Origin of the sequence: Piscinibacterium candidicorallinum, from assembly GCF_047549485.1 — a bacterium.
GTDB classification, from domain to species: Bacteria; Pseudomonadota; Gammaproteobacteria; order Burkholderiales; family Burkholderiaceae_C; genus Piscinibacterium; species Piscinibacterium candidicorallinum.
Map to the genome: position 1 here is coordinate 445,091 of NZ_CP180191.1, position 25,878 is coordinate 470,968.

Annotated in this window: 17 protein-coding genes; 8 read left to right on the top strand and 9 right to left on the bottom strand. The window is 63.5% G+C overall.

The genetic code is table 11. The features are described from left to right. Positions 1 to 58: 58 nt before the first annotated feature. The gene (locus ACMDW7_RS02055) at positions 59 to 550 is read right to left on the bottom strand and encodes an Lrp/AsnC family transcriptional regulator (RefSeq protein ID WP_377306027.1); all 492 of its coding nucleotides are present in this window, start codon (positions 548 to 550) and stop codon (positions 59 to 61) included. A 212-nt stretch (positions 551 to 762) separates the two neighbouring features. Between ACMDW7_RS02055 and glmS the strand changes: the two genes are divergently transcribed. From glmS to ACMDW7_RS02080, 5 genes are all read left to right on the top strand, one after another. Further along, positions 763 to 2,589, top strand: coding sequence for a glutamine--fructose-6-phosphate transaminase (isomerizing) (gene glmS, locus ACMDW7_RS02060; protein WP_377306025.1), 1,827 nt, complete (start codon positions 763 to 765; stop codon positions 2,587 to 2,589). Between the two features lie 869 nt (positions 2,590 to 3,458). Next, positions 3,459 to 5,585, top strand: a complete 2,127-nt coding sequence (locus tag ACMDW7_RS02065; RefSeq protein WP_377306023.1) for a TonB-dependent siderophore receptor — start codon at positions 3,459 to 3,461, stop codon at positions 5,583 to 5,585. 1 nt (position 5,586) lies between these two features. Next, the gene (locus ACMDW7_RS02070) at positions 5,587 to 6,315 is read left to right on the top strand and encodes an ABC transporter ATP-binding protein (protein WP_377306021.1); all 729 of its coding nucleotides are present in this window, start codon (positions 5,587 to 5,589) and stop codon (positions 6,313 to 6,315) included. After that, positions 6,312 to 7,739 (top strand): DUF3526 domain-containing protein, encoded by a 1,428-nt coding sequence (locus ACMDW7_RS02075; protein WP_377306019.1) that lies wholly within the window; start codon positions 6,312 to 6,314, stop codon positions 7,737 to 7,739. Before ACMDW7_RS02070 ends, ACMDW7_RS02075 begins: the two co-directional genes overlap by 4 nt. Next, entirely contained in the window at positions 7,736 to 9,022 is a 1,287-nt protein-coding gene (locus tag ACMDW7_RS02080) for a DUF3526 domain-containing protein (protein ID WP_377306017.1), read from the top strand. Before ACMDW7_RS02075 ends, ACMDW7_RS02080 begins: the two co-directional genes overlap by 4 nt. A 263-nt stretch (positions 9,023 to 9,285) precedes the next feature. Here the strand turns inward: ACMDW7_RS02080 and ACMDW7_RS02085 are convergent, their stop codons facing one another. Beyond that, positions 9,286 to 10,521, bottom strand: a complete 1,236-nt coding sequence (locus ACMDW7_RS02085) for a GTP-binding protein (RefSeq protein ID WP_377306015.1) — start codon at positions 10,519 to 10,521, stop codon at positions 9,286 to 9,288. Between the two features lie 154 nt (positions 10,522 to 10,675). Here ACMDW7_RS02085 and ACMDW7_RS02090 point away from each other — a divergent pair, with 154 nt between their 5' ends. Continuing rightward, entirely contained in the window at positions 10,676 to 11,125 is a 450-nt protein-coding gene (locus tag ACMDW7_RS02090; protein WP_377306013.1) for a Fur family transcriptional regulator, read from the top strand. Between the two features lie 342 nt (positions 11,126 to 11,467). Here the strand turns inward: ACMDW7_RS02090 and ACMDW7_RS02095 are convergent, their stop codons facing one another. Continuing rightward, the gene (locus ACMDW7_RS02095) at positions 11,468 to 12,817 is read right to left on the bottom strand and encodes an alpha/beta hydrolase family protein (RefSeq protein WP_377306011.1); all 1,350 of its coding nucleotides are present in this window, start codon (positions 12,815 to 12,817) and stop codon (positions 11,468 to 11,470) included. Between the two features lie 335 nt (positions 12,818 to 13,152). On the opposite strand from ACMDW7_RS02095, the gene bchE reads away from it, so the two are divergent. Beyond that, positions 13,153 to 14,769, top strand: coding sequence for a magnesium-protoporphyrin IX monomethyl ester anaerobic oxidative cyclase (gene bchE, locus ACMDW7_RS02100; protein WP_377306009.1), 1,617 nt, complete (start codon positions 13,153 to 13,155; stop codon positions 14,767 to 14,769). Between the two features lie 31 nt (positions 14,770 to 14,800). Next, positions 14,801 to 15,412 carry a bacteriochlorophyll 4-vinyl reductase gene (gene bchJ / locus ACMDW7_RS02105; protein WP_377306007.1) on the top strand — a complete coding sequence of 204 codons (612 nt, stop codon included), beginning with the start codon at positions 14,801 to 14,803 and terminating at the stop codon, positions 15,410 to 15,412. Positions 15,413 to 15,774: 362 nt separating this feature from the next. On the opposite strand, the gene ACMDW7_RS02110 is transcribed toward bchJ, so the two are convergent. The 6 genes from ACMDW7_RS02110 to ACMDW7_RS02135 all read right to left on the bottom strand — a co-directional run bounded on the left by ACMDW7_RS02110 (position 15,775) and on the right by ACMDW7_RS02135 (position 25,686). Continuing rightward, positions 15,775 to 16,482 (bottom strand): hypothetical protein, encoded by a 708-nt coding sequence (locus tag ACMDW7_RS02110; RefSeq protein ID WP_377306005.1) that lies wholly within the window; start codon positions 16,480 to 16,482, stop codon positions 15,775 to 15,777. After that, positions 16,479 to 18,851, bottom strand: coding sequence for a hypothetical protein (locus ACMDW7_RS02115; protein ID WP_377306003.1), 2,373 nt, complete (start codon positions 18,849 to 18,851; stop codon positions 16,479 to 16,481). Before ACMDW7_RS02115 ends, ACMDW7_RS02110 begins: the two co-directional genes overlap by 4 nt. Before the next feature lie 186 nt (positions 18,852 to 19,037). After that, the gene (locus ACMDW7_RS02120) at positions 19,038 to 21,602 is read right to left on the bottom strand and encodes a type VI secretion system Vgr family protein (RefSeq protein WP_377306001.1); all 2,565 of its coding nucleotides are present in this window, start codon (positions 21,600 to 21,602) and stop codon (positions 19,038 to 19,040) included. A gap of 202 nt (positions 21,603 to 21,804) precedes the next feature. Beyond that, positions 21,805 to 22,854 (bottom strand): CDF family Co(II)/Ni(II) efflux transporter DmeF, encoded by a 1,050-nt coding sequence (gene dmeF, locus ACMDW7_RS02125; RefSeq protein ID WP_414859591.1) that lies wholly within the window; start codon positions 22,852 to 22,854, stop codon positions 21,805 to 21,807. Then, positions 22,835 to 23,278, bottom strand: a complete 444-nt coding sequence (cueR, locus tag ACMDW7_RS02130) for a Cu(I)-responsive transcriptional regulator (protein ID WP_377305997.1) — start codon at positions 23,276 to 23,278, stop codon at positions 22,835 to 22,837. Before cueR ends, dmeF begins: the two co-directional genes overlap by 20 nt. Continuing rightward, complete coding sequence (locus ACMDW7_RS02135) at positions 23,275 to 25,686, bottom strand: heavy metal translocating P-type ATPase (protein WP_377305995.1); 2,412 nt, start codon at positions 25,684 to 25,686, stop codon at positions 23,275 to 23,277. Before ACMDW7_RS02135 ends, cueR begins: the two co-directional genes overlap by 4 nt. Positions 25,687 to 25,878 lie beyond the last annotated feature (192 nt).

Here is a 25,878-nt window from a genome sequence, read left to right on the forward strand (position 1 = left end):
TTCAATATTTGTTTGAAAGCTGCAGGCCGCTGACAACCATCATGCGGTGACGATGGTGTCAGCGCACCTCCACCCGCGGCTCGAACTTGCTGCGCTTGGTCACGAAGAAGGTGCGCACGTTGCGAACCGCCGCCCGATCGGAAAACAGGCGCGCGGCCAGGGCCTGGTAGGCCTGCATGTCCGGCACGTGCAAGACCAGCACCAGGTCTGGCCCGGCGCTGACTCGGTAGCACTGCTGCACGGCCATTTCTGCGCTGCAGTGCGCCTCAAAGCCTGCGAGCGACTCCTCAGTCTGCGCCTGCAGGCTCACCTCCACGATTGCCGACAGCCCCGCATGAGCCCAGCGCGGTGCGAGCAGGGCAACCTCGCGCTCGATCACGCCGGCCTCGCGCAGGCGCCGCACCCGCCGCAGGGCCGTGGCCGGCGACGCGCCCACGCGTTCGGCCAGCGCCTGGTTCGTCAGGCTGGCGTCCTGTTGCAGCAGCGCGAGGATGCGTCGGTCAATCTCATCGAGTTCGACGTCGGTGGCGTTGCCAGCAGGAGGGTTCATGTGATTTTGGTGTTCTCTGGAAGGGCAATGATGAAATTTTATTGCTTGGTGAGCTAAGCGTGCAAGAAATACTCATCAAGCTACATTTATTGGATGCCTATTTCATTTGATGGTCGATAGGATGTCGACGTCCCGGCAGGCCGTAGCAGGGCGACGTCCAGATCGCACCGCGCCTTGCCGAATCCCGTCTCTTCACACCGGAACCCAGACCCATGTGCGGCATTGTTGGCGCCGTCGCCCAGCGCGACATCACCCCCATCCTCGTTGAAGGCCTCAAGCGGCTGGAATATCGCGGCTATGACTCCTGCGGCGTGGCCGTGCATGTCGGCGGCGTGAAGCGGGCGCGCAGCACCTCGCGCGTGGCCGAACTGCAGGCTCAGGTGCAGGCCGAGGGCCTGTCGGGCAGCACGGGCATTGCGCACACCCGCTGGGCCACCCATGGCGTACCCAGCACGCACAACGCCCACCCGCATTTCTCGCCGGACGAAACCCGGCCGCGAATCGCGCTGGTGCACAACGGCATCATCGAGAACCACGAGGCCCTGCGCGCTGAGCTGCAGGCCGCCGGCTACGTGTTCGTGAGCCAGACGGACACAGAGGTCATCGCCCACCTGGTGGACCAGCTCTACGACGGCGACCTCTTTGCCGCCGTGCAGGCCGCCGTCAAGCGTCTGCAGGGCGCCTACGCGATTGCGGTGTTCTGCGCGGCCGAACCGCACCGCGTGGTGGGCGCGCGCGAAGGCTCGCCGCTGATCGTGGGGCTGGGGCAGGGCGAAAGCTTCCTCGCCAGCGACGCCATGGCCCTGGCCGGCGTGACCGACCAGATCATCTATCTGGAAGAGGGCGATGTGGTGGACGTGCAGCTGGGCGGCGTGGCCATCGTCGATGCCGCCGGCAAGCCGGTGGAGCGCAAGGTGCGCACGGTGCAGGCACACAGCGGTCAGGCCGAGCTCGGCCCCTATCGCCACTACATGCAGAAGGAGATCTTCGAGCAGCCACGCGCGATTGCCGACACGCTGGACAGCGTGGAGCGCATCCACCCGGAATTGTTCGGGGACGAAGCTGCGAAGGTCTTCTCGCAGATCGACCGCGTGTTGATTCTGGCTTGCGGCACGAGCTACTACTCCGGCTCGGTGGCGCGCTACTGGCTGGAATCGATCGCAAAGATTCCCACCAGCGTGGAGATCGCCAGTGAGTACCGCTACCGCGAGAGCGTGCCGGACCCGCGCACCCTGGTCGTCACCATCAGCCAGAGCGGCGAGACGGCCGACACCCTGGCGGCGCTGAAGCATGCGCGTGGCCTCGGCATGCAGCACACGCTGACCATCTGCAATGTCGAAACCAGCGCCATGGTTCGCGAGTGCAAGCTGCACTTCATCACCCGCGCCGGCGCCGAGATCGGCGTCGCCTCCACCAAGGCCTTCACCACGCAGCTGGTGGCGCTGTACCTGCTCACGCTCACGCTGGCCAAGCAGTTTGGCCGTCTGTCGGCAGGCGCTGAAACCGCCGAACTCAAGGCATTGCGCCACCTGCCCGCAGCGGTGCGCAGCGTGCTGGCACTTGAGCCGCAAACCATTGCCTTTGCCGAGCAGTTCGTGCCCAGGGACAACGCACTCTTCCTCGGGCGCGGCCTGCACTACCCCATCGCGCTCGAAGGCGCGCTCAAGCTCAAGGAGATCAGCTACATCCACGCCGAGGCCTACCCCGCAGGTGAGCTGAAGCACGGCCCGCTGGCGCTGGTCACCGACGCCATGCCCGTGGTGACCGTGGCACCCAACGATGCACTGCTCGAGAAGCTCAAGAGCAACATGCAGGAAGTGCGTGCACGCGGCGGTGTGCTGTACGTATTTGCCGACGACGACACCCACATCGAGCCGCAGCCCGGCATCCATGTCCTGCGCATGCCCGAGCACTACGGCGCGCTATCACCCATCCTGCATGTGATCCCGCTGCAGCTGCTGGCCTATCACACGGCTGTGGCGCGAGGGACGGACGTGGACAAGCCTCGCAATTTGGCGAAATCGGTCACGGTTGAGTGACTGATCTCCCAACAGGGCGCAGCTGTTCTCGACAAATAAAGTTGAAAACAGGTCAATAAAGTCGAAAGCGCGCTGCTTAAGTTGTGCGACGCATGGCACGTGCCACCACTTGACACTCGACCAAAGTTCAGTGGCAGGCCCGACCGGCCTTCGCGGTGGTGCTCGGCAAGTTTGAACATGGATTCCATCTGGCCGGCAGCGGCCGCAGACTCCAAGCCGCGCAAGCCCTGCCGTGCATCTTGCGACCTACCGAGAGTTCCGGCCCTATAGCCGACGGCTGCGTGCTCCAGTCCCAGTATCTGAAGACCTGAGGTCGCCGCCGCGGCAGCCCGACCTAGGACGACCGATGCGCGGCGCATTCTCAAATCCGAGTCGTGTCAAGCCGTCGCACGAGCAGACACGCTACCTGGCGATCAAGGGCACAGGCCCGCTGAAGCAACACGCTCAGCATCTCAGGCTGGCCGGGTTGCGCTGCGCCAGAACCATCGCTCAGGGCATGCAGCCCGCTGAGGCCCCGTATCCCAAGCGCCGCGTAGAAGCGGGTGTATCCCAGCATTCACATGCACGACCGTCTCATTGATCGCTGACCGTAGCAGTGGTCTGAAGTGACGCACCGCGACGGACACCCTAGATCTGGTGTGCATGGCGACCTGTGCACAAAGCGACTGGCCCGCCGGGCGGGCGTGATCTGCCGCCCGCAAAACTCGCCAACGAACCTGGAGTGCAAGAGACACAAGCGTGCTTGTGTCTCTTGGCTTTGACCCTCGTCTGAAACTTCATTTGTGATATCGCATTATCATTAACTGCGCTTGATGACCAACCGAACTGGCTTCATCGGCGTTCAATTCTCAATTGGTCGAGGTTCCTCAGTGAAACGCTACAAGCGCGCCGCCATACTGCTTTGCTCAGCCTCCTCACTTTCGATGAGCACTTGGGCGCACGAGACGGACTCGAGCGCGAAAGTCGAGACCGTGACCATTACAGGCACCCGCCAGGCCTATCAAGGTGACTTCAATCGACTGGAAACACCCCAAGCGGAGCAGTCCATCGATGCGGAGACGCTGCGCGCATCCGGCGCGGTTGATCTGACGCGGGCCCTGGACCTGTCGGCGTCGGTGGCACGCCAGAACAACTTCGGTGGGCTCTGGAACGCGTTCGCGCTGCGAGGCTTCGTGGGTGACGAGAACCTACCTAGCAACTATCTGGTCAATGGTTTCAATGCAGGTCGCGGCTTCGGCGGGCCGCGGGACCTGTCGGGTATTGAGTCGGTGGAGGTGCTCAAGGGTCCGCGTGCTGCGCTGTTCGGGCGTGGCGAGCCCGGCGGTACGGTCAACCTGGTGACCAAGCGCCCCACGTTCAAGAAGGCCGGCGAGTTTCGCGTGTCCGCTGGCAGTTTTGACACCTACCGTGCCGATGCCGACTGGACGGCCCCGCTGTCCGATACGGTTGCCGTGCGCCTGGTCGGGTTCATCGAAGACGCGGGTAGCTTTCGCGACACCATAAAGACCCGCAAGCATGGCGCAAGCCCGTCTCTGGTGTGGCGCATCAGCCCACAGAACAAGCTGGCCTTTGAGCTGGAGTACAGCCATCAGAAGATTCCCTTTGACCGCGGTGTACTTGCTATCAACGGAGAGCTTGGTCGTATCCCGAAAAGTCGCTTCCTCGGCGAACCAGCCGATGGTCCGTTGACGGCCAAGGTGCAGGGCCAACAGTTCGAGTTCCAGCATGACTTCAGCAGGGACTGGAGCGCCCTAGTCGGCTTCACGACCCGCAAGACCTCGCTGGAAGGCTTCTCGACAGAGGCGGAACTGGGCGCAAACCGTCAGCAGCTGTTCGTGGACGGTCGGACACTCACGCGGCAGCGCCGATTCCGCGACTATGACGCCTCCTACGAGGTGATCCGCGCTGAGATCAACGGTCGTTTCCGACTAGCCGGGCTGCAGCACCGGCTGATCGTAGGTGCAGATACCGATCGCTTCGAGAATGACCAGGTCTTCTTGCGTGCCCGGGCTCCAACGCTGGCCAGCAACCCTACGCCGGTGCAACAGCAGGCGATCGATGTTTTCAACCCGGTCTACGGCAGCTACCCCTTGCCCACGCCCACACCGCTGAGCAACCGCGTGGAGACGCAGAAGTCGGTGGGCGTCTTCGTGCAGGATCAGGTCAACCTGAGCGAGCGCGTGCAACTCCGCCTGGGCGCGCGCTTTGATGATTACCGGCAGACCCTGCTTAACCGGGCCAATAACCAGACCTCGACGCAGAAGGAAACGCGAAGCAGCCCGCAGGCAGGCATCGTCGTGCAGGCTACGGATGCACTGTCGCTGTATGCAACCTACGGAGAGAACTTCCGCCCCTTGTCGGGCGTCGATGCCCAGGGCAATGGCTTCGAGCCCAACCAGTCCACCTCGGTAGAGGCTGGCGCGAAGTTCTCACTGGGCAGTGTCGACGCTACGGTAGCCGTGTTCCGGGTTAAGCAGAAGAACATCCTGGTTGCCGCCGACGCCAGCGCCGCGACGCAGTTGGCTATCGGCAGAGCACGGAGCCAAGGCCTGGAAATCGACCTGCAAGGTGAGATCGCGGAAGGCTGGAGCCTGTGGGGCTCATACGCCTATGTGGATGCCAAGACTTCCAACACCTTCAATGACCCAAACTTCGGCGTAGCGGTACCTGCCGGATCGCGCCTGCTCAACGTGCCTAAACAGACGTTGAGCCTTCAGCTGGTGAGATCCATGGCCTTGGCTGGCCGCGGCCTGCAGCTCGGCGGCGGGCTCCTTCATGTAGGTGAGCGGTCGGGGGAATTCACAACGAACTTCAAGCTGCCGGCTTATCAGGTGGCCCGGGCTTTCGTTGCCTACGAGGTGGCGAAGGCCACCACGTTGCGCTTGGATATCGACAACCTGTTCAACGAAACCTACTACACCAACTCGTTCTCGGCATTGTGGGTGCAGCCAGGCGCTCCACGAAGCGCGAGGGTGTCTGTTGCATTCAAGTTCTGACATGAGGTCGGAGCTCAATCTGCAAGCGCAGCAACTGCACGTACAGCGAGGCGGTAAGGAGGTGCTGGCCGGTGTGAGCTTCGCTGTGGCCCAGGGTGAGATCTATGCGCTCCTAGGCGGCAATGGCGCAGGCAAGTCCACGACGCTGGCCACCTTTCTTGGTTTCCTTACTCCGGCCCGCGGCCGCGTGCTTGTGAACGGCCAGGACGTCGGCGCCGATCTCCTTGCTGCGCGTCGCGCCACAGCCTACCTTCCCGAGGCCGCTTCGCTATACGAGCACTTGGACGCGCGCGAGAACTTGCGCTACTTCCTGGCGCTGGCTGGCGCACCTTCCGATGCAGCCGGCATCGAAGCGGCGCTGGGCCGCGTCTCGCTAGCCGAGGGCGCGCGTGGCCTCAAACTGCGCGGCTACTCCAAGGGCATGCGACAGAAGGTGGCGATTGCACTGGCGATCCTCCGTGACACCGGAATCCTGTTGCTCGACGAACCGACATCAGGCCTCGACCCCACGGCCATCGACGAGTTCCACGCTCTGGTCCGCGGACTGGCTGATGTCGGCAAGACCATCCTGATGGTGACGCATGATGTTTACGGTGCCTGTCAGGTAGCCGACCGCGTCGGCCTGCTGCGCGGCGGGCACTTGGTGGACCAGTTCGAAGCGCCCGCTGGTGGCCGTATAGATACCGAGACCGTGCATCGCGCCTTCTCGGCCCGCACCGCCATAGCGTGAAGCAACTCCTCGTCATCGCCGGTGCCGAATGGCGCTACTGGCAACGATCACGCCTGGCGCTGGGTGCGGCCGTACTGCTGGCGGTGCTGCTGATAGCGACCACGGTACTGACCGCGCTGCGCATGCAGGGCGAAGCGGCTGAACGGGCGCACCACCAAGCCGAAGCTGAAACGGCCTTTCTATCGCAGCCCGCCCGCCACCCACACCGCATGGTGCACTACGGCCACTACGTGTTCCGCACACCGGCACCCCTAGCCCTGTTCGACCCGGGTCTGGACCCGGCGACGGGCCAGTCGATTTTTCTGGAAGGCCACCGGCAAAACACCGCCATATTCGCTCCGTCCGGCGCCAGCGCCGATTTGGGCGCATTTAGTTGGCTTAGCCCAGCGATGGTCTACCAACTCTTCGCCCCACTGCTGATTATCCTGCTGGGACACGGTCTGATTGCACGCGAGCGTGAGGCCATGACGCTCAGAACCCTACTTGCACAGGGCGTTTCAGGTCGCGTGCTTATGGCCGGCAAGGCACTCGCGCTGCTATCGGTCGTCGGGCTGTTGCTCATCCCGGTAGCTGTTAGCGCACTATTGGCGGGCGATAGCCCGCTGGCAGCAGTCGCTCTTCTGCTGGCCTATGGTCTGTATCTCTTGATATGGGGTGGACTGACTGTTCTTGCATCGGCCACGCTGCGCCGCCGCTCCGCCGTGTTGGCAGCGCTGGTGACCTTGTGGACCGCACTGACGTTGGTTTTGCCGTCAGTGGCCACCAGTGTGGCGGCGCTTGCTGCGCCCCTGCCCGGCAAGCTTGAGACAGACTTGTCAATGCTGGGCGAGCTGCGGCAGCTGGGCGACGGTCATAACGCCAACGACCCAGCCTTCGCCCAACTGCGAGATGAATTACTGGCCGAGCACGGCGTCCAGCGAGTGGAGGAGCTACCAGTGAACTTTCGCGGCATTGTGGCGCAGACCAGCGAGCAAAGACTCACTGAGATGCTGGACCGCTACGCGAGTGCTCGGATGGCCGCCGAGGCCCGGCAAGCGACGGCGTTGGCGGATCACGGCTGGTTAACGCCGCTGCTGGCTGTGGCTGAGGCGTCGCGCGCAGTGGCAGGCACCGACCTGTCCCACCACCACCGCTTTCTCGCTGAAGCCGAAGCACTGCGCTACACCTTCGTGCAGCAACTGAACAAGGTTCACGCCGAGAAGCTGGCGTACAGCGACGACGTAAGGCGCAGCACTGACCTTGCAGCTGAGGCGCGGACACGTGTCGTCCCTTCGACCTGGAAGCTGCTGGACCGCTTCTCGTTCGCACCGGACGCAGCAGGAGAGCGTATTGCCCGAGCAACGCCGCAGTGGCTGATGCTGGGCGCTTGGTGCTTCATTCTGGTGGGGGCAGGCCTGTGGGCCGGCAACCGGATCAAGCCATGACGGTGGCCTCCCCCTATGCAAGTCTGGGGTTCGCGCTGCGCCGCGAGGCGGGCTTGCTGGCACGCGACGGGTCGGTCTGGGCGTGGTGGCTGGTCGTGCTGTGCCTGTCTGCGCTGGCCGTTTCCGCGGGGCTTTTCGAAGTCCATCATCAGAAGGCCACACTCGCGCGCCTGGCCGAGGCCGACCGTGCCGACCGCATGGCCGTGCTCAACGCACAGAAGGACTGGGGCGGCGCGGCGTACCACAGCTTCCACCTCACCTACGACCCACCTTCGGACTTCGCTTTTGCAGCTCTGGGGCGTCGCGATGACACAGCGTGGAAGCACCGCGTGCGCATGCTGGCGTTGGAGGGACAGATTCATGAGCGCGATGCCGGCAACCCGGTGATCGCGCTGATCGGACGCTTCGATTTCGCCTTTTTTGCGGCCTTCATCCTGCCGCTGGTGCTGATAGTGCTGCTGCACGATCAGCACGCAGCTGAGCGCGTGGCCGGGCGGCATGACCTCCTGGTGGCCACTGCAGGGCGGGCGACACGCCTGTGGTGTCTGCGAGCGGGTCTGCGCGCCGGCGGCGTGTTTGTCGCTGCGGCCCTGCCGCTGCTGGTGGCCGCGGCACTGAGCGGTACGTCGCTGCACACCATAGGGGTGGCCTGCGGCTGGTTGCTTCTGTACGTGCTGTTCTGGACGGCCGTATGCGCTGCGCTGGGCGCTTGGCAGCAGGCGGGGGAAGTGATCCTGGCCACGTTGCTGGTGCTGTGGATGCTGTTGGGCATTGTCGTACCCGCGGCAGGACGCATGGTGATCGACCGCATGGTCCATATCCCGTCGGGGGCAGACATCCTGCTGCTTCAGCGCGAGGCGGTGAACAAGGCCTGGGATGTGCCCAAGGCCGCGACGATGCAACCCTTTGTCGAGCGTCATCCGCAATGGGCAGCTTATGCGGCTGTTGAGCGCCCGTTCGAATGGAAGTGGTACTACGCGTTTCAGCAGGTGGGCGACCAGCAGGCGCAAGCTGTGTCCGAGGCCTACACCGCGGGCCGCAAGGAGCGTGACAGACTCGCTGGCACGCTGGCCCTCTTCGCACCGCCCGTGCTGCTTGAGCGTTCGCTTCAGTCGCTTGCTCGGACAGATGTCCAAGCCGTACTGGACTACGAAGCTAGAGTACGGGCCTTTCACGTCGAGTTGCGCGACTTCTACTATCCCAAGCTGTTTCGGAACGAGCCGTTCGAGCAGGAGGCACTCAAGGCCATGCCCCATTTTGGCGCCCCTGCATCGCGCGACTGATCACGTGGTGGTAGTGCGGTCCCAGCTTGCGGTGCTGCAAGATGTCGGTCGCGGCGCTTAGGATTCGGTCGACGAAGCACGCCTGCCCCTCGTGATGCTCGCCTAGCAGATTTCGCCAGTCGATCTCTTCGTCGATAAACCCGGCCTAGACCGCCCGGACGACCTGCCCATCACGATCCTGCAGCGGTGGCTCAATGGTGCTTCCGAAGAGTGCAGCGAAGAGGGTAACGAACCCTCACAAAGTTCCTTGGTCCGCGGTAGTGTCAGGCCGCGCCCTCAGTGCGCTGCCACTTCGGAAACGGATCTGGCAAGTCGTTCCATCCCTTCATGCCGAGCGCACCCTTTCGTGTCTCGGTGTAGTTCAGGTGCATCGTCTTCCAGGCCTGCTCTATCGCTTCTCGATCCATGCTGCGGCCGATGAACACGACCTCGTTGAGCCGATCGCCATACGGCTCCTTCCAGCGTTGATCGATAACCTGGCGCTCCGGCGTACCTTTGGCTGGCCAGCGCTCACGCGGCGCAGCGGCCCACCAGCGGCCCACCGGCTCATGGTTGGCGGTGTTGCCGGCACGCGAGTAGCTCACCACCCAGTCCGGGCGCGTGGCCAGCCACACGTAGCCCTTTGCGCGGATCAGCCCCGGCAAGGGCATGTCCATGAAGGTGGAGAAGCGCCAAGGGTGCAGCGGCAAGTGGCTGCGCAGCACAAAGCTCTCGATGCCGTAGGCCTGGGTCTCGGGCGTGTGCTGCCCTTCCAGCTCTCGTGCCCAGCCCGGCATGGCGCTCGCGCGATCGAGGTCAAAGCGGCCAGTGCCCAGCACGGCCCGCAGCGGCACCTTGCCATGATCGGCGTAGACGATCTCAGCTATTGGGTTCAAGGCCTTGATCACCGCCGTGACCTCGTCGCGGCGCACAGCGTCGACCTTGTCGACTTTGTTGATCACCACCACGTCGGCGAACTCGATCTGCTCGGTAAGCAGCGCCGCCAGGCTGCGGTTGTCCTCGTCGCCGGCCACTTCGCCGCGCTGGCTGAGCAGGTCGGTGCTGCTGTAGTCGGCCAGCAGGTTGTGGGCATCGACTACGGTCACCATGGTGTCGATGCGGGCTACATCGTTGAGCGACTCGCCGGCCTCGCTGGTGAAGTCGAAGGTGGCCGCCACCGGCATGGGCTCGCCAATGCCAGTGGACTCGATCAGCAGGTAGTCGAATCGGCCTTCGGTGGCCAGTCGCTTCACTTCGAGTAGCAGGTCTTCGCGCAGTGTGCAGCAAATGCAGCCGTTGCTCATTTCGACCAGCTTCTCGTCGGTTCGCGACAGCGCAGCGCCGGCGTTTTCGGCACTGCGCTCCACGAGCGAGGCGTCGATGTTCACGTCGCTCATGTCATTGACAATCACAGCCACGCGCAGGCCTTCTCGGTTGGCCAGGATGTAGTTGAGCAGAGTCGTCTTCCCCGCACCGAGGAAGCCGGACAGAACGGTGACAGGTAGGTGTGCAGCGTTCACTTTGGGAGGGCCGTTGTTTGGATCCATTTATTGAGGCGGGGACCTATTCAATGTTCCAATGATAGAGCGTTATCAATAAAGTCGGCGCAGCGATTAGCGCATCCCACCGCCGCCCAGCTGCGTTTGGTGGCAATCTGTCCTGTACTCTTTAAATATGGAACGCAACACTCGCCAGCGCAGCGCGATTCGCGACGCCATTGCGCAGGCCGATCGACCGCTGCTGCCACAGGAGGTGCTGGATGCCGCCCAGAGGGAGGTTCCGGGGCTGGGGATTGCCACCGTCTATCGCAACCTGAAGTTGCTTGTTGAGGAGGGTGCGCTACAAGCGGTGAACCTGCCCGGCGAGAACACCCGCTTCGAGTTGATGGGCCATCAGCACCACCACCACTTCCAGTGCCGGCAGTGTCAGCGGGTGTTCGACGTGCATGCCTGTCCAGGTGACCTGTCGCGTCTGGCACCAAAGGGCTTTACCGTAGAAGATCACGACTTGACGCTTTACGGGCGCTGCAGTGATTGTGTTCCGGCCCGTCCAGGCCGCGCGCATGCCGCTTCGGCCGAGCAAGATCGCTCGGCGATGAGAGCGCACAAGCAAAAGCATCGCTGAGCGCCTAGTGCGTCGCATCAGATGCGTTCCGCTCTTTTGACGCGAAGTCAACCTGCCGAAGCAGCCGACTTGAGACTGACCTGGTGGGTACTGTCCGAGCTTGGGCGGCGGCTGGGTCAACCGACGACTCTTCTACGCTGCTTGTGTTTGTCTCTATCTGTTAGGAACGGCGCTGCGTACCTTGGCGAGTAGTTCATATTGCGCTTGCGACGTGAACGCAGGTCACAAGAAGAGACACCTAGCGAAGTGCGTTACCATCGAGTGACAGACTCCGCCAGCGGGGCAAAGCGCAGGCTTGGTTTCTAGATGAATGCAGGTCCGATACATGCCTGGATACGCAGCTCATCGCTGCGCGTCGATCCATGCGGCAAGACTCGCGAAGTAGCCCTTGGCATATCCGGTAGGCGCTCGCCTGCCGTCGATGACGATGAAGTCCTGCATGCCGTGGTCGGCGTTGGGGAACACGCGGACCGTCAACGGCTTGCCCTGACGCTGTAGGCGATCAAGCGCCGCTAGCGTCAGTTCAGGCGGCGCTTCGATGTCCTTGCCGGCAATCAACCACAGCATGGGGATGTTGAGCGACTCGAGCGTAGGTACGGGTTCGTAGAAGGGTTGGAAGAAGTCCTTGAACATGCCCGGTGCGGCGATCTTTGCCTGCGGCAAGCCCATCTGCAGAAGCACGCCTACCCAGCTGTGCTCCTGTGCAGCGATTGAGAGCCACTTGCGGTCCTTGAAGTCGGAGAGTTGTTGTTCGAGCTCGGTCCAGTCTTTAAAGCCCGCACGGGCCACGCGATGCAGGCTGGCATTGAGCGTCTCGAACTCCTGCAGGTCGGCGTCGCTCAGCCCGCGGGCACGCAGCTTCAGCGGGGCCTCCAGCCGGTCTTCATCGGCGAGCGACATGGCCAAGCCGTAAGCCACGGCCACGAAGCGGATGGCGGGCTCCTTGGTCGCAGCAAGCGGTGCCACCCAGCCACCCTGGCTGAAGCCGGCAAGCCCGATTGCGTCGGCGCGCACCTCGGGTTGGGTGCGCAGCCAGCGAGCTGCCGCCACAACGTCGTCAGACAGCACGCCGAAGTGCTGCACGTAGCGCCCAGTCGAACAGCCCGTGCCGCGCTTGTCGAACACCAGCGTGGCCACGCCCCGTGCGGCAAGCAGATGCGGCAGCCATTCGCGCCCCACCGAAGGTATAGGGTCCGATCCGTGGACGTAGATGACCGTCTTGAATGGGCCGCGGCCGTTTGCCGGGAGCGTAAGCCGCGCGGCGAGCTGAACATCACCACTCTGAATGGTTGTATCGCGCTCCTGCAAGGCCATGCGTGTGGCGACCTGCGGGGGGCGCCCGCGCGCGGTGATCATCAAGCGCGCAGCAGTGCCCGCCTGTTCTGCCTTGAAGGCGTAGGTCCTGGTTGTCGGCGTGCCCAACGCTGGATTGGAGTTTGCTCGATAGACCAGCGACCCAACCGGCAGCAGCACGTCCGCGTGCCCCGCTTGGAAGTGCACGACTCGCAGCTGGTCCGGCGTGTCAGCAGGCAGGACAGAGATCAGTACGCCAGTGGCCGTGCGGTACTCGCCGTTGAGTGCGCCGCCGCCCGCTGACAGATTGGCGCAGCTCTGAGCTGCGACTGGCGCCGCGCCGCTCGTCAGCGCAGCGGAGAACAAGAATCCAGCGAGTAGTCGTTGTGGAAGGTGCATGTCGTTTTCCTCGTCGTCACGCGTGGGGGTGTGTGTGTCCGCAGCGGCCCCCGATCGCGCCGAACAAGGTTCGAATGCGCTCTCAGAGATCCCGCGGTCTGATGGATGGATGCAAGTTAGGCAGGCTGGCCTGGTGTGTCGTGCGGTCAGAGACGAGTGGCGAATGAGCGCGACGGCTGGAGATGGTCAGCGACCGGCGGGCGCAAATCGGGGTGCCACCGGTGCACGAAGCGGTGCGCAGCTGAACGAATCAGTAACTCGATCGACCACTGACTTGTGTCAATTCGGCGTGGCGACGGCGCGCGTAGCGTAGTGATGACAATACGGAGCCCGCCATGCGCATTCTGCTGATCCACCCCAACTACCACTCTGGCGGCGCAGAGATTGCAGGCAACTGGCCGCCCGCCTGGGTGGCCTATCTCACGGGCACGCTCAAGGCCAACGGCTACACGGATGTGGTGTTTGTTGATGCGATGACGCATCACCTGGACGACGAGCAGGTGCGCGCGCGGATTGCCGAGATCGAGCCGGACGTGGTGGGCGCCACGGCCATTACGCCGGCGATCTACAAGGCGGAACGCCTGCTGCAGATTGCCAAGGAGGTGAACCCGGCAATCGTCACGGTGCTGGGGGGTATCCACGGCACCTTCATGTATCCGCAGGTGCTGAGCGAAGCCCCCTGGATCGATGCCGTGGTGCGCGGTGAGGGTGAACAGGTCTTTATGAACCTGGTGCGCGCGGTGGACGAGGGGCGCTTTCTTTCGGGCCGGCGTGCGCTGCGCGGGATTGCGTTCATTGAAGACGGCAAGGTGCACGCCACAGAAGCGGAGCCGCCCATCGAAGACCTCGACCGCATCACGCCGGACTGGGGCATTCTGGAGTGGTCCAAATACACCTACATCCCGCTCGGGGTGCGGGTGGCGATACCCAACTTTGCACGCGGCTGCCCGTTCACGTGCAGCTTCTGCAGCCAGTGGAAGTTCTGGCGCGACTACCGAATCCGCGACCCCAAGAAGGTCGTGGACGAGATCGAAACCCTGGTACGCGACCATCAGGTGGGCTTCTTCATCCTTGCGGACGAAGAGCCGACCATCCACCGCAAGAAGTTCATCGCGTTTTGCGAGGAGCTGATCGAGCGCAAGCTTCCCATTCAATGGGGCATCAACACGCGCGTCACTGACATCCTGCGCGACGAAAAGCTGCTGCCGCTGTATCGCAAGGCCGGGCTGATCCATGTGTCCCTGGGCACCGAGGCCGCGGCGCAGTTGAAGCTGGACCGCTTCAACAAGGAAACGACCGTCGCGCAGAACAAGCGCGCCATTGAATTGCTCCGGCAGAACGGCATCGTGTCGGAGGCACAGTTCATCGTCGGCCTCGAAAACGAGACCGCCGAGACGCTGGAAGAAACCTACCAGATGGCGCGCGACTGGAACCCGGACATGGCCAACTGGGCCATGTACACACCCTGGCCCTTTTCGGACCTCTTCCGCGAGCTGGGCGACAAGGTCGAGGTGTTCGACTTCGAGAAATACAACTTCGTCACGCCCATCATGAAGCCCGACGCGCTGGACCGCGCCGAGCTGCTGGACCGTGTGATGAACAACTACCGCCGCTTCTACTTCCGCAAGGCGCTGCTGGACTACCCCTGGCGCGGCTCCGGCGGGCGGCGCAAGTATCTGCTCGGTTGCCTCAAGGCCTTTGCCAAGGCGGGCTTTGCACGCACCTTCTATGACCTTGGCCGCGTCGGCTATTGGGGCCCGCAGTCCAAGAAGACCGTGGACTTCGCCTTCGATCAGTCCCGTCGCCTGCGCACCGGCAGCGATGGTGTGGCCACGGACGAAGGCTGGGTCACCATGCACGGGCCGAAGATCGAACACCGCAAGCAGCAAGATGCCGCGGTGTCCGCCTGCGGCGGCGGGAAGGAGCAGCTCGCGGACGCTGTGGAGCCTTAGCGAATTCCGCTCCGCGGCTTCAGGGCACCCAGTGCACCCCCCGGCCCACATCGGCCCCAACGCCATCACCCGCGTGGCTGAGGCGTTGGATGCGCTGAGCACAAGCGCCGTCAAGGTCCGGCTATTCGAAGGCGCGGGGCTATCGCGGTACCTGATCAACGCTCCGCAGGCGCCCGTGCCCGAGACTGAGGTTGCCGCGCTGCACAGCAGCCTCTTTAACGAGTTGCCCGAGCAGGAGGCTCGTCGCATTGCACGCCGTGCTGGCGAACTCACCGCCAGCTACTTGCTCGCCCACCGCATCCCCAAGCCCTTCCAGGCGCTGCTGAGGGTGCTGCCACCCGCGCTGCGCGCCCGACTGCTGCTGGGCGCCATCGCAAAACATGCCTGGACCTTCGCGGGCAGCAGTGCGTTCAGCTACCGCGTGCAAGGTTGGCAGACCCGCGCCGTGCGCATCCACATGCGGATCGCCCACAACAGCGCATGCAGCGGCCGCAGAACCGATACCCCCTCATGCGAATACCACCGCGCCGTGTTCGAGCGGCTGCTGAACGCCCTGGTCGCGCCGATAGCGGTTCGAGAGGTGGCGTGTTGTGCGTGCGGGGCGTCAGCATGTGAGTTTGTGGGCGCGCGCTCTGCGGCCTGAACGTGCCAAACTGCCCTGCGGGTTGAGCAACTGGAGTAGTGGCACCTGCACTTCAATAGGGGCCGTACTCGGCACCGATCACACTTTGAGCTTGCCGGTTACCCCGGTCCCGGTGCGGCCTTTCTTTTGAAATCGACTGACCATGACCACCTCAGTGCCGGTCCCGTTGGCACTGCCACCTAGCCCCAGCATGTTCGGGAAGTTGCCAAGCTCGGCGCGGATTTCGCGGCGCGGCGCTTTAGGGGCGGGAAGCCGTAGTCCGAGACCACGGCACTGTTGCTCATCGAGCTGCGTGCCGGCCGCCAATCTAGGAGGGCCGACTCGTTAACGCACCGTTCGGAGCGGAAGTCAGTTCATCGTGGTCATTGCTTGATATCTGATAGGAATAGTTTTCTGCACTGAGAGTTGATTCTGTCGTCATCGCCAGAAAGAATTACCCGCCGATTTTCCGCTAGATCCCAAACCCCAGGATATGCGACATTGCGACAGTCTGGCTCGCCAGCAGGGGATACATAGCGACCATCTGGAGATATACGGCCCGCAGCAATAGCCTCGTCGTAGGTGAAGCCAAACCGCTGTAACTGCTTCAGGCTTTTATTTCGCTTATAAACCCCAGGTAAAGAAACCAAATTCTGCCTGCTTCCTATTTTTGCTACGGTGGCAAGAAATGAGAGCGGCGCGGTGCTGATCGCATCCAACGCGAGATAGATACTGTGCTCAACATTTACGTCGACTAGAAAGCCAACGTCCTTGTCGATTGAGTTTATCTTTACCTTTTTGTTTGGCTCACATGTCTGGAGTTCGCTGATTAAAACGTAATCTCTACTGGAGATGATAACGGCTCGACCATCTGTTGTCATCTGAGCTATAGACGCGAGTGGTCCAACCTCGCATGATCTCGTCCGCAGGGGGTTGCTGCTAAACTCTTGAAGAATTAATGTGCCTTTTCTTTGTTTATCTAAAGACACAGAGGTTGAAGGTGCAGGTTGTCTCGCGCTAGCCGGTACGCTGCCGGTCAAAAGCAGGAAAATAATCAGCGAGTGTCTTATGGCTGTATTCATGCGATTCATAGCAGAATTTCCTTGGCTGCCCGTGTTTCTTGGAGTCTACGTACATCATCAATATAGCCGCCATTTATCGCGTGTGTAACGGCTCTAGAAACTTGTTGCTCTAACTCACGAGTCGCATCGGTTGTAGCTATAGTTGAGGTGTCACCATCAATGCTCCGGGCGACGCGAGGCCTCGCAAACGTCATGTACCATCCGCCCGAGTCGAAGCAGTTATATGGTTCCGTGGTTATTCTCTGAGGGTCGTCAACCTGAGCGGGGGTGGCCCGCATCTGGGAGGGGTTTCGCGCTATATAATTTCGATCTGTCCACCAGGATGCAGTAAAAGAATTTCTTGCTAGCCAGCCTCTATAAACCCAATATTCGGCGTAGTTGTTTCGTGCTGTAAGCTGTTTAAAACCTCGCCCTCGAAATTTTTGTGCATCTATATCGCCGACATTTCCATTCACCCAGCTGTAAGAGCCAGTAATGCGAACGCCTCGACTGTTGTATTTCTCAAGGCGAAACCAGGGGTCGTCCTCTGTTGTCAGCGTCCCATACCAATGCCCGAGCGTGAGTTCTGGTGTGGCGGATGCTGCATTGATTCGCTCTCCATGCATTCGATTTCCGTCGATTCGACCCGTCATGCTACGTTCTTGCATGTTGGTAAGCGAACCTGACTCAACTGCACCTTGGCCAAGGAAATGGCTAAGCCTGAGTGGTGTATTGAATAGATATTTTCTTGCAGTTCTATTCAAATAAGGAAGGTAGTTGTTTCTGGTCACCTCCGGGGTGGTTCTATAAATTCTTCCAAACTCGCCATGGGACAACCATCCACAGCGCCGGAACGTCTTAATAAAATCGACTGGGTGCATGTGCCAGTGGGTGTTGGGTAGGCCAATACTTGCTTCCCAAAATGCCAGCGCCTGCATATGGGCCTTGAATTTGCCATAGGCCGTGAAGTCCATCGGCCGGGGTAGTACATCGCGTGTCCGTAGCGAATCCTGTAACCAGCCCCACTGCCGATCGATCAGGGAGGCATCCCACTCAGTGGGGAACTTGCAGATCGCTTTCTTGAGACGTCGCGCGATGCGCTCCACCTGCGCACGGTGCGACAGTTCTGCGTCGCTCACCTCGCCGTCATTCTGGCCGGGTCGTGCGGGTTCTGGGACTAGCGGGGTGTCGGGATTTTGGACCCAACCTCGGATCGTCGGTGAATCGCATCGGCTATCGCCGTCAGCCGCTTCGTCGATCAGCGTCCAATTCAGCCAGTGCGGGAAGTCGGCGTCGCTGTAGGCGTAAACGCCCTCGGCGTTCAAGTTCACCCAGCCCACTTCGGCCGCGCTGGCCCCGTACTTGATGTGTCGCCAATGCGCCAAGGTACGTGGTACCTCTTGCTCTTCGGCATTGATACGCCGTCCGAAGCGCAGTAGCTCGTAGAAGCCGCTGGCCGACACGGTCGGCAGCGCCACTTGGCTTGGGCGGGGGCCCGCGCGGCGGGCGTTGGCTGCGGTGAGCTCTGCAACCAAGGCGGTGGCGTGCTGGTGCAGGTTGTATTCGCCCTGGGGGTCCGCTTGTACCGCTCCCGCAATCGGTGCGAAGTCGGCAGACTGGCCCGGCGAGGCGATGTTGCGGTGCAGCGTCAATGTCGCCGCGCCGCGCTCGTAGCGCAGCTGCACAAAGTGGTCGCCCTCCAGTGAGTGCGGGGCCTGACCGGCGGGTAGTGTGGGCGCAAGAGTGCTCACGGATGGCCGGGCGGTGGCGGCACCCGGGTACACGAGAGTGCCTGCGGGCAAATGAAAGTGCATATCGCCAAATACGGCATCGGTGCGGCCTGCGTTGTCGAGGCGCAAGTTGCCGCTCGCGCGGCCTGCTAGGCGTGCGAGCTGGTCTGCCGCGAACACGATTTCGAAGTGGATCTGTCCGGCTGCACCGTAGATCTCGCCCGGTATGCCTACCTCCGCTTTGCGCAGGATGGGCTGATTGGCGGCAACTCCGTCCGCGATGCGCCGCAAATGCATGTACACCGAATAGAAGCGCACTGTTGCGTTGGCGCCCTCGCCAATCTCGGTGTCATGCCGGATGACGACCACCCCGTTATCGGTCCAGCGCCCGGTGTAATTCTGCGGGTGGTCAGGCGATATTGCGACCGGCCCCGGCGGCTTTGCCGTAGCTGCACGAGTAAACACGACCGTGCCATCGGCGATCGCACGGGCCGCAGCGGGTACGTTGTTCGTTATCGGCGCCTGAATGTGCATGCCACCGTGCCAGCCAAACAGTTTGGACAGCGGGTACACGCCTCCCTCGCCCGCCGGAGTCATGCATCGATCTACCCATGCCTCATCGGTCTGATTCGCTGCACGGGGGAGAAGAAACGGAGGGCTGATGATCATGGATGCGGAGGTTGTTCCTTGAGATGCATTGCTTCAAACTACAGCCGAATAGGCGGCTTCCCGCTTGTCTGGAGCCAATCTCCGGCTCAAGGACCAATGCGGACTCGTTTGTGAATCAAGGCTGACGGGGGCTCATCTTCAAAGATCTGTTGATAATCGAGTCGATCCTATCTCGCCAGATTCGCCTCAGAGAGAGGTGGGTATCTCGCCGTCGATGTCGAACTTAAGTTGCTCAAACTTGGGGAACTGAGGCTGATAACTTGCCGCCCCCTTCAACGCATAGCTCGCGGCCTTGACCGTAAACGTCCCCGGACACCCAATCTCCACCTTGCCGCCTTCGATCTTCAGATAGGCCCCGCCGCTTTCCACCAGCGTCACGTGCTGCTGCGCTTCCATGAGGATGTGCTTCTTGCTGGCGCTCGCATGGATGCTTTGTTCGGCGTTGATCTCGGTGTCGGCGTGCTGGCTTTGGATCAGCACCTTGCCTTGATTGGCGATGGTGTGAATGCCGCCCGCTTGCGCGAACAGGCGCACGCCACTGGCTGCGTGGACGTGGGTTTGCTGGCCGCTGGAGAGCTGAACGTGCTTGCCGGCTGCGGCGTCGATGTGGCTGCCGGCAGCGATGTCCAGCATCTTGGGCGTGGCGGCGGCGATACCGGCTGGGCTGAAGGCAGTCAGGTGGTTGAGGCCGGCGTCTTTGGTGTCTCGTTCGTTGTTGGCACCCTTGCCCAAGCCTTTGATCTGCTTGAACTGCTTGTCCTGCGCAGTCTGGTCGGGGCCTTGGCTCGCCTTCTCGTCAACGGTCTGTTCGTCCTGGCCCGTGGCTGCGCCTGCGATGTTCGCGCTGTTGGACAGGCTCTTCGCGAGGGTGAGCGCCTGCTCCAGTGCGCCGACCAGACTTTGACGATCGATGTGCCCGCCTCCGGCGGCACCCTGTGGGTCGGTGGACATGACAAGACCCTTGGCCGCGCGAACAGCGCCCCATGCGTCAGAGCGGATCTCGAAGCCCTCGCCGCGCGGTTTGGCGGACGGCTGCGCGACCGCGCCTGCCCCGGTGTCATCCACGGTGGCCGCGTCGGACCGCGGCGCGATTTCGTAGCCCAGATTCAGTTGTGTGGCGGCATGGGTGCTGGCGGCCTGGGTGCGCAGTTGCTCGGGCGTGTCATCGAACAGCAGCTGGTTGTACCCACCACCACCGAGCTCCTTGGAGATGAAGCCGGCCAGCGCCTGATTGCCCGGCAAGTTGCCGGTGCGGCTAAAGGCGGCCGGGCGGTTCAGACCGTTGTACAGGCGGCCAGTGACCACGGGTACTTCAACGTCGCCCTCGATGAAGGCCACCGAGACTTCCTGGCCGACGCGCGGCAGGAACTGCGCGCCCCAGTTGGCGCCGCCCCAGGGCTGTGCCACGCGCAACCAGCAGGTGTCCGATCCGTTGCGCTGCCCGTAGCGATCCCAGTGAAAGTGGACCTTGATGCGGCCATGCACGTCGGTGTGTATTTCCCCTGCACCGCTGCCGACGACCGTGGCGGTGTGCGTGCTGGCAAGTGCCGGGCGATCCGTGGTGCGTGCGGGACGGAACGCGAGGCTGGCGGGCTGCGCATCGATCTCGCAAGCGAAGTAGGCGCCTTGAGCGGCCGACTGCGCTGCACCCGTACCGCCGCTCAGCCGCCCTTCAAGACGGGGGAGATCACGCGAAGCGAGTTGCGCAAGCAGCGTGGGGTCCAGCCCCTCGTAGTTGGCAAACACCGCGGTGACGCGGTGTTCGATGATCAGATAGCTCTGGTTGTACTCGCGCTGGGCGTGGCGCTGCAGCGTGAAGGTGCCGCCGGTGTGCAGGCCGCGCGCCGTGCTGCGGCCGGTGTAGCGGCGCGTGGGGGCCGTCAGGCTGTCCAGCAGCACTTCGGCCTGATGCGCACTTTCGCTCTCGTCGCGGCTCTCCTTATGGAACTGGCCGGCCGTGAAGACCTCGCCCACGGAGGCACCCAGCGCCTGAGGCAGGTTGCCAGGCTCGGTGCGGCTTTCACTGCGCGGCGCCTTGGGAGACAGGAAGCTGTAGTCCGTCAGAACGGCCTGCTGGCTGGCCACGCTTCGGAGCGGCTGCCAGTCCAGCATCGACTGCTCGTCATCGCGCCGGCTACCCACCTGGGCATTGAAGGGCACCGCTTCGTAGCCCGCGCAGTCTGTGTGCCTGGCGATGCTGTCGGTCAGGATCAGCGTGTGGCCTTGGGCGTCGTGGCGGAAGTGATAGGTGATGCCTTCAAGCTCGCAGAGCCAGTTCACGAAGTCCAGATCGCTCTGGCGGTATTGCACCGTGTAGGGGCGCTTCGCGTAGCTGTGGGTCAGCTTGACTTCAAAACGCGAGACGGCGTGGTCTGCAAATACGGTTTGCAGAATCTCAGGCACTGTCTGGTCTTGGAAGATCCGGCAATCGGTGGTCAACGAGAGAAACCACAGCCAGGGGCGCAACTCGATCTCGTAACGTGTGTAGCGGCCAACTTGATCCAGGACTCGCGCTTGCGCAGCGATGCCGTCGATGTAGCGCACGGTCTCGTCGTGCAGGTTGTGGCGGATGCGAGCACTGAAGCGCTTGCCCAGGATCTGGTGAAGATCGATGCCTGAATCAAGACTCAGGCACTGCAAGGTGCTGGCATGCACCTGATTGAGCGCCTCGTGGTGCTCGATCCGGTGAAACAGCAGCGCGTGTTTGCTCAGGCCGGGCGGGGCCTGAAGCACGGCAAACGGCGTAGACATGGCGTGATCCCGCGGGTCTGCGGCGCAGTGTTGGAGGGGCTTGCGCTCTGTACAGACCAGACCCGGTCGAGTGTATGCAGGCGTCCTTCGCGCAGGCGTACGGCGTGGCATGAAGCCATCCCGCAAGTCGGGTACGTCGCAGCCCTGTTCTGCGCAGCGCTACCCGATCCTGGCGATTCCGTTGAGCTTTTGTCGCCTCCGTCTATGCGTGGTGCACTGCGCAGCTGGGGCAGACCTGCACTTCCACATTCACATGCGCAAGTTCTGCGATGTGGGCGAGTCGGCCGTGATACACGGCTGCATCAGCCGGCCGGCTTGCCACCACCGAGGCGATGACCGCCCAGTTGTCACGGCCCACGCGCCAGAGATGCAGCTCGGCAATCTGCGTGTCGCCGTCGGACTGCAGCGCGTGTGCGATCTGTTCGCGCAAATTCGGGTTCGGCTCGGCATCCAGCAGGGTGTGCGCGGATGCGCGGCCGAGATTGACGGCCCAGATTGCGATCATTACAGCGCCCACCAGACCGACGGCGGGGTCCAGCCAGATCCAGCCCAGCGTGGCTGCACCGGCCAGCGCCACGAGCGCGAGAACGGAGGTCAGTGCATCGGCCAGCACATGCACGTACACGGCGCGCAGGTTCAGATCGCGCGCGGCGTGATGATGATCGTGTGCTTGCCCGTGGCCATGCTCGTGAGCGTGGACATGATGCTGATCGTGGTCATGATCGTCGTGATGCGGGTGTCCGTGATGCGCGTGGCCGCTCTCGGCGCCGTGCAGCAACCAGGCGCAGATCAGATTGACCACCATCCCCACCACGGCCACCCAGAATGCCGTGCTGGTGTCGATCGCAGTGGGCCGATACAGCCGTGCGAGCGACTCCACCGCGATCGCAACACCCACCAGACCCAGGGCCACGCTGCTGCCAAATGCAGCCAGAACCTCGATCTTCCAGGTGCCAAAGGAAAAGCGCGGGTCTCGTGCCCAGCGGCGCGCCAGCACATAGGCACCCAGGGCCACGCCCATGGCGGCCGCGTGCGTGCCCATGTGCCAGCCGTCGGCCAGCAGGGCCATGGAGCCCGTGAGCCAGCCGGTGGTGATCTCCACCACCATCGTGATCAGCGTGATCAGCAGCACCGCCAGCGTGCGCCGCTCGCCCGTGGGGTTGCCGGCATCAAAGACGTGGCTGTGCTGGAAGTGCGCGATGTCGTGCTGATGCGTGCTCATGACGGGCAGCTCAGTGGCAGTGGTGTTCACGGCTCGCGCAGGACTCGCCTGCGAGATCGTTCAGGATCGGGCAGCTGGGCCGATCATCACCGCTGCAGCCGTGCATCAGCGTCACGAGTGTTTCCCGCATGGCCTGCAGTTGAGCGATGCGCTGCTCCAGCTCGGCCACATGCTTCGTGGCGACCTGGCGCACCTCGCGGCTGGCGCGCTGCTTGTCCTGCCAGAGCGAGAGCAGCTGGCGGATCTCCTCAATGGAAAAGCCCAGATCCCGCGCCCGGCGGATGAAGCGCAGGGTATGCAGTTCACTGGCGCCATAGGTGCGGTAGCCGCCGTCCGTGCGGGCAATGCCGCCCAGCAGGCCGAGCGACTCGTAGTGGCGGATCATCTTGGCGGACACACCGGTATCGGCGGCGGCCTGGCCGATCGTGACGGCGGCGGGAGCGGAAGTGTTCATCGTCTCGGACTCCAACGATTCAGAAGCAGAGCGTTGCTGATGACGCTGATCGACGACAGGGCCATGGCCGCGCCGGCGAGTACTGGCGAGAGCAGGCCGAACGCGGCCAGCGGGATGCCGATGGCGTTGTAGCCAAAGGCCCAGAAGAGGTTCTGGCGGATCTTGCGCACCGTGGCGCGCGAGATGTCGATGGCATCGGCCACGCGCGCCGGGTCATTGGCCATGAGCGTGATGGCGGCGGTGTTCATGGCGACGTCCGACCCGCTGCCCATGGCCACGCCGACGTCTGCGGCGGCCAGCGCGGGCGCGTCATTGATGCCGTCGCCCACCATGGCCACCGGGCCGAAGTGCTTGAGCTTCTCCACATGCGCGGCCTTGTCGCCAGGCAGCACCTGGGCGTGGATGTCTTCGATGCCGAGCAGCTCTCCGATGTGGCGCGCTGCGCTGGCGTGATCGCCGGAAAGCAGCACCGGGCGGATGTTCAGGCGCTTGAGTGCGGCAACTGCAGCGGCGCTCTGTGGTCGCGGCGTGTCGCCAAAGCCGATCATGCCGACGAGCTGGGGCTTTTCACTCCCGCCGGTCGCCGGCATGGCAGCCAGCCACGAGACCGAATGCCCCTGCGCCAGTGCAGTCGCTTCGGCGCGCGACAGCGCCGTGGTCGCCACGCCCAGCTGCGCCATGTAGCGCCCGCTGCCCAGCGCATAGGTCTGCGTGCCGATCCGCCCCTGCAGACCGTAACCCGCAAGGGCCTGGATGTCATGCGCAACCGCAGGGTTTGCATCGCAGAGCGCGGCTGCATGCTCGATCAGGGCGTGGGCCAGCGGGTGCGCGCTGCCGGCGGACAGGGCCGCAGCCTTGCCCAGGAGTGCGGAGTCGCTCGCGCCTTCCGCGGCGGCCACATCGACCACGCGCGGCTGGCCGATCGTGAGTGTGCCGGTCTTGTCGAAGGCCACCACCTTGAGGCGGTGCGCGCGTTCCAGCGCCTCGGCGTCCTTGATCAGAATGCCATGCCGTGCGGCCACGCCGGTGCCGGCCATCAACGCCGCCGGTGTGGCCAAGCCCAGCGCGCAGGGGCAGGCGATGACCAGCACCGCCACCGCATTGATCAGCGCAGTGCTCCATTGCCCGGTGGCGAGACCCCATCCGAGCAGCGTGCCCAGCGCGATCACCAGCACCACGGGCACGAACACCGCGGCCACCTGGTCCACCAGGCGCTGCACGGGCGCCTTGCGGGTCTGCGCCTGCTCCACCTGATGCACGATGCGCGCGAGCAGGCTCTCGCGGCCGACGGCGCTGATGCGCGCCACCAGCCGCCCCTCGCCGTTCACGCTGCCGCCCACGATCGCGTCGCTCACCGTGCGAGCGACCGGCAGGCTCTCGCCCGTGAGCATGGATTCGTTGAGCTGGCTCGCGCCCTCGACGATCACGGCGTCTGCAGCCACGGCCTCGCCAGGGGCGACCAGCAGCAGATCGCCGACCTTGAGCTGGGCCGCGGGCAGGCTGCGCGGCTGCCCGTCGATCACCACGGTGGCGGTGTCCGGCGCCAGCGCTTGCAATGCGCGAATGGCCGCCGTGGTCCTGCGCTTGGCGCGCGCCTCGAGCCACTTGCCCAGCAGCACGAGCGTGATCACCACCGCGGCACTCTCGAAGTACAGATGATGCGGATCGGCCCAGAGGTTGAACAGCGACAGCCCGAAGGCCGCGCTCGTGCCCAAGGCCACCAGCAGGTCCATGTTGCCGCTGCCGGCTCGTGCTGCATGCCAGCCCGCGCGGTAGAAGCGCGCACCAAAGACAAACTGCACCGGCGTGGCCAGCAGCAGTTGCAGCCAGCCGGGCAGCATCCAGTGCTCGCCCCAGAGCAGACCCACCATCGGCAGCGCCAACGGCAGCGTGAGCAGGGCGCTGCCCAAGACGGCGAGGCTGTCCTTGCGCGCCTGTGTCTGCGCGAGCGCCTCGGCCTGCGCACGCTGCGCGTCGTCCTGCAGCGGGGTGCCGCGGTAGCCGGCGCGCTCCAGCGCCTGTGTGACTGCAGCGGTGGCGGTGCCGGCCAGCAGCTGCACGTGCGCCCGCTCGTCGGCCAGATTGACGGTGACTCTCAGTACGCCAGGTACTTGCACCAGCGCGCGTTCGACGCGGCTGGCGCACGCGGCGCAGGTCATGCCGCTGATCTGCAGGTCCACACTCAGCTGGGGCACGGCAAAGCCGGTGCGCTCGATGGCCTGCACCGCGGCCGCGGCGGCGTCCGCCAGGCGGCTGCTCTTGGGCGGCTCGACGTCCAGCCGGGCAGACTCCGTGGCCAGGTTCACCGTGGCCTGCCGCACGCCAGGCACGGTGGCGAGTGCACGCTCCACCCGCGCCACGCAGGAGGCGCAGGTCATGCCGGAGATGGGGAGGGTCAGGGTCTGCATGGTTGGGGCCAAACCGCCGCTTGAGTGCGCGGCGGTTTGGCACGTGGATACAGACTCAAGCTTCCCATGATGTGAGGGTCAAGGCCAGCGGCGAGCTGTGTGGCCTTGTGTCTGATCAAGTCCGGCAGGATCGAACTGCGCCGGCCTTGACCCTGCCCCGTGGCAAGCTGCAGTCTGAGCAGGAACACTTGG

Coding starts and splice junctions, on each gene's coding strand:
- ACMDW7_RS02055 (WP_377306027.1), bottom strand. CDS start 550: ATGAACCCTCCTGCTGGCAACGCCACCGACGTCGAACTCGATGAGATT.
- glmS (WP_377306025.1), top strand. CDS start 763: ATGTGCGGCATTGTTGGCGCCGTCGCCCAGCGCGACATCACCCCCATC.
- ACMDW7_RS02070 (WP_377306021.1), top strand. CDS start 5,587: ATGAGGTCGGAGCTCAATCTGCAAGCGCAGCAACTGCACGTACAGCGA.
- ACMDW7_RS02080 (WP_377306017.1), top strand. CDS start 7,736: ATGACGGTGGCCTCCCCCTATGCAAGTCTGGGGTTCGCGCTGCGCCGC.
- ACMDW7_RS02090 (WP_377306013.1), top strand. CDS start 10,676: ATGGAACGCAACACTCGCCAGCGCAGCGCGATTCGCGACGCCATTGCG.
- ACMDW7_RS02095 (WP_377306011.1), bottom strand. CDS start 12,817: ATGCACCTTCCACAACGACTACTCGCTGGATTCTTGTTCTCCGCTGCG.
- bchE (WP_377306009.1), top strand. CDS start 13,153: ATGCGCATTCTGCTGATCCACCCCAACTACCACTCTGGCGGCGCAGAG.
- ACMDW7_RS02110 (WP_377306005.1), bottom strand. CDS start 16,482: ATGAATCGCATGAATACAGCCATAAGACACTCGCTGATTATTTTCCTG.
- ACMDW7_RS02115 (WP_377306003.1), bottom strand. CDS start 18,851: ATGATCATCAGCCCTCCGTTTCTTCTCCCCCGTGCAGCGAATCAGACC.
- ACMDW7_RS02120 (WP_377306001.1), bottom strand. CDS start 21,602: ATGTCTACGCCGTTTGCCGTGCTTCAGGCCCCGCCCGGCCTGAGCAAA.
- cueR (WP_377305997.1), bottom strand. CDS start 23,278: ATGAACACTTCCGCTCCCGCCGCCGTCACGATCGGCCAGGCCGCCGCC.
- ACMDW7_RS02135 (WP_377305995.1), bottom strand. CDS start 25,686: ATGCAGACCCTGACCCTCCCCATCTCCGGCATGACCTGCGCCTCCTGC.